We start from the raw sequence: 4,266 nt of genomic DNA, 5'->3' as shown, positions 1-4,266 counted from the left end.
CCAGCCGCTCCGCCTCCGCCGCGCGCTCGGCATGATCGGCGCGCGCCTTCTCCACCGCCTCGGGCCTGGCGCGCCCGGCGAAGCTCGGGTTGTCCAGCCGGGCGGCGAGCGCGTCCCGGTCCTTCGCGGCCGCCGCGATCCCCTTGGCGAGGCGAGCGCGCTCCGCGTCGAGGTCGATGACGCCGTCCAGCTGAAGATAATAGGTGATGTCGTCGACCACGACCTGCATGGCGCTGCCCGTGGTCGGGCCAACATTGTCGAACCCTTCTATGCGTGCCAATTTGAAAAGATAACCTTGGTTTTGGAGCAGAAGATCGCGAGTGTCGTCGTTCCCGCCATCGATCCACCCGTGAAGGCGAGCGCCTGGCGGAACGTTCAACGCGGTTCGCGCCGCGCGCACCTCACCCACCAAGCGGATCAGCCACTCGACTTCCGCCCGCGCCGCCGGATCGATCGCGCGCGCGTCCGCCATGGGCCAGCGCGCGACAATGAGGTCGTGGTCGCGAGTTGCAAGCGCGTGCCACAGCTCCTCGGTGATGAAGGGCATGAACGGGTGAAGGACCACCAGCACTTGGTCGAGTACCCAGCCGGCGACGGCACGCGTCTCGTCGTCAATTCCGCCCTTCACCAGTTCCAGATACCAGTCGCAGAACCGGCTCCACACGAATTGATAGATCGCATCGGCGGCGGCATCGAAGCGCAGGTCGGCGAGCGCCAGGTCCACCGCCTGGATCATCGCCACGCACTCGGCGACGATCCACTTGTTGACCGCGAGGTCGGCGGCGGGCGGCTCCGGCATCGCCGCGCCGCCGATGCCGTTCGCCTGGCAGAAGCGTGCGGCGTTCCACAGCTTGGTCGCGAAGTTGCGATACCCCTCGACGCGCCGCTCATCCATCTTGATGTCGCGCCCCTGGCTCTCCATCGCCGCCATGAAGAAGCGCAGCGCGTCGGCGCCATAGCGGTCGATCAGGCCCAGCGGATCGACCGTGTTGCCCTTGGACTTGGACATCTTCGACCCGTCGGCCGCGCGGACGAGTCCGTGGAGATACAACGTCTTGAACGGCACATCTCCCAGGAAGTGCAAACCCTGCATCATCATCCGGGCGTCCCAGAAGAACAGGATGTCGAAGCCGGAGATCAGGACGTCGTTGGGATAGCGACCACCAAGCTGCCGCCCATATTCCTCCCCTGCAAGGGGAGGGGGACCGCCGGCGGAGCCGGTGGTGGAGGGGTATTCCCTTCGGGCGGCGTATTCGGCGCTGCCTACCCCTCCACCAGCCTGCGGCTGGTCCCCCTCCCCCTCCGGGGGAGGATTTCCGTCCGGCCACCGCTCGTCGGCTGACGCCATACCACGCACGTCGGCGGGATCGCCCCGCCCATATTCCTCCCCTGCAAGGGGAGGGAGACCGCCGGCGGAGCCGGTGGTGGAGGGGTGTTCCTCCGCTTCCGGGAAAGCATTTCCATCCGGCCAGCCCAGCGTCGCGAACGGCCACAGCGCACTGGAGAACCATGTGTCGAGGACGTCTGAGTCTTGAACCAGAACAATGCGTTTTTGACTTACATGGAGAGAGAGGCCGATCTCTACTTCCACGTCTTCCCCATAGTAGAGTTGCGCTTGCTGAAGCGCCTCAGCCTCGGTTTCGGCTACAAACGGAGTAAGAACCCGCTCCGACTGCTGGAGCGGCCATCCCGGCTGAGCTTCAATAGGCACATATCCGTAATGCCCGTAGTGATCCTTAACCGGCCCATACCATGCCGGTATCCGGTGCCCCCACCACAGCTGCCGGCTCACGCACCACGGCTGGATGTTCTCCATCCAGTTGAAGAACGTCTTCTCCCAGGTCTTCGGCACGATCCTGATCCGCCCCGACCGCACCGCCTCGATCGCCGGCCCCGCCAGCGCCTTGGCGTCGACATACCATTGGTCGGTCAGCCACGGCTCGATCACCACGCCCGACCGGTCGCCGTACGGGCGCTGGATCGTGCGGCTCTCCACCTTTTCCAGCGCGCCTTCCGCCTCCAGCAGCGCGACGATCCGCGCCCTCGCGTCGTCGCGGTCGAGGCCGATCAGCTCGGCGGGGACCAGGCCGTCCGCCGTCTGCGCGACGCGGGCCTGCGCGTCCAGCATGTTGAGCATCGCGCGCGCCTCGATCCCGGCGCGAGCACCCACCTCGAAGTCGTTGAAATCATGGCCCGGCGTGATCTTCACCGCGCCCGATCCCAGCGCCGGGTCGGCGTGCTCGTCCGCGACGATCGGCACCAGCCGGCCGGTGATCGGCAGCCGAACCCGCCGCCCGACCAGCGCGCGATACCGCTCGTCGTCGGGATGCACCGCCACCGCCATGTCGGCGAGGCACGTCTCGGGCCGCGTCGTCGCGACCGAGATCGCGCGCGTTCCATCCGGCGCCGGCCCGTCGGCGATCGGGTAGCTCAGGTGCCAGAAGCCGCCCTGCTCCTCGCGCGTCTCCACCTCCAGGTCGCTGATCGCGGTGCCAAGGCCCGGGTCCCAGTTCACCAGCCGCTTGTCGCGGTACAGCAATCCCTCGGAATACAGCTGCACGAACACGCGGCGGACAGCGGCGGAGAAGCCCTCGTCCATCGTGAACCGCTCGTTGGCCCAGTCCATCGAACAGCCTAGCCGGCGCAGCTGGTTGGTGATCTCCCCGCCGCTCTCCGCCTTCCACGCCCACACCCGATCGACGAACGCGTCGCGGGAAAGGTCGGTGCGCTTCTCGCCGGCGGCGGCCATCCGCCGCTCCACCACCATCTGGGTCGCGATGCCGGCATGGTCGGTGCCCACCACCCAGCGCGCGTCCCGGCCGCGCAGCCGCGCGTGGCGCACCAATATGTCCTGCAGCGTGTTGTCGAGCGCGTGGCCGATGTGCAGGCTGCCCGTCACGTTGGGCGGCGGGTTGACGATCGTCCACGGCTCGGCGCCCGGCCGGTCGGGGCGGAACAGCCCCTCGCGCTCCCAATGCGCATACCAGCGCGCCTCGATCGCGGCGGGGTCGAAGGTCTTGGGAAGGTCGGCGCGGGGCTTGGTCATCCGGCGGCTTTACCGGATGACGCCGGCGTCTCAACCCACACTCGTCACCCCGGACCTGTTCCGGGGTCCGGCGTCGCGCGAACCCTGCGCCCGATCAGGTCCGCACATCGCTGGACCCCGGAACGGGTCCGGGGTGACGAGACTACCTCGGCGGGTCGGCGATCATCGCGGTGAAGCTCGCCTCCGCCGCCAGTCGCCCGTCCACCAGCGCGCGGCCGGCGAACTTGCAGACGCTCGCGCGCTTCTGCACGAACGCGACCTCCAGCCGCAGCAGCACGCCCGGCTCCACCGGCTGGCGGAACTTCGCGCCGTCGATCCCCATGAAATAGACGAGCTTGCCCGTGCCCGAGAGGCCCAGGCTCTCGACCGCCAGCACGCCCGCCGCCTGCGCCAGCGCCTCGACGATCAGGACGCCGGGCATGATCGGGCGGCCGGGAAAATGGCCCTGGAAGAAGCCCTCGTTGATCGTCACCGCCTTGACCGCGACGATCGACCGGTCGGGGATCAACTCCTCGACGCGGTCGACCAGCAGCATGGGATATCGGTGCGGCAGCGCCGCCATGACGCGTCCGATATCGAGCGGGCCGATATCGGACGGGCCGATATCGGGCGCGCCGGTACCGGGCGCTCCCCGATCCTGCGGGGCGACGACGCCGTCCGCCTCGTTCACCGGGTCGAGGAACGGCGGCCGGACGTCGGCGCGGGGGCGGGAGCCGCGGGGGCGCCGCCCTGCTGGCCCTGCTGGTTCGGCTGCCAGCCCGGCGGCGGGGTGATGCTGACGCTGGGCACCAGCTTGTCGAGTTCGGTGCTGACCGCCGCGGTGATGTCGGACGCCGGCTGAGCGAAGATCGCCGCCTGCGGGCTGATGAGCAGGCTGATATTGCGCGCGCGCGACGCGTTCTGGATCGCGTCGGGCAGCTTGGCGCGCAGCTGCTCGATCGCATAGGCCTGGGCGCGCTGGACGGGCGCGGTGATCGTGCCGAGTTCCTGGTTGGCCGCGTTCTCGCGCGCCTGGATCGCCTGCGCCTGCGGGGCGAGCGCGGCATCGGTGGCGCCGGGGGCGCGCTGCGCCGCCTGGAACTGGGTGACGAGCGGCTGGAGCTCCGCGGTCAGCGCGGCGCGGCGAGCGGTCGCCTGGTCGATCTGGGTCTTGTAGCTCGTCTGGATCTGCGCGCGCGCGGCGAGCCAGGCCTTGGCGCCCGCGATCGCGCCGTCGGGGT

The 4,266-nt window shown here is 69.2% G+C and carries 3 protein-coding genes; all 3 read right to left on the bottom strand.

The annotated features are described in order from the left end of the window. Positions 1 to 3,046, bottom strand: a 3,046-nt coding sequence (locus tag HUV01_RS15235) for a valine--tRNA ligase (RefSeq protein ID WP_254606627.1), incomplete at its 3' end; no start/stop codon positions are given. 142 nt (positions 3,047 to 3,188) lie between these two features. Beyond that, positions 3,189 to 3,635 carry a 3-hydroxyacyl-ACP dehydratase FabZ gene (gene fabZ / locus HUV01_RS12835; RefSeq protein ID WP_174298621.1) on the bottom strand — a complete coding sequence of 149 codons (447 nt, stop codon included), beginning with the start codon at positions 3,633 to 3,635 and terminating at the stop codon, positions 3,189 to 3,191. 77 nt (positions 3,636 to 3,712) lie between these two features. Further along, positions 3,713 to 4,266 (bottom strand): OmpH family outer membrane protein (locus HUV01_RS12830; protein ID WP_174298620.1); only part of this gene is annotated, 554 nt, incomplete at its 5' end.

The sequence above is a fragment of the Sphingomonas bacterium genome, from assembly GCF_903643035.1.
Taxonomy (GTDB): Bacteria; Pseudomonadota; Alphaproteobacteria; order Sphingomonadales; family Sphingomonadaceae; genus Sphingomonas.
This window is presented reverse-complemented; position numbering and strand designations above follow the sequence as displayed.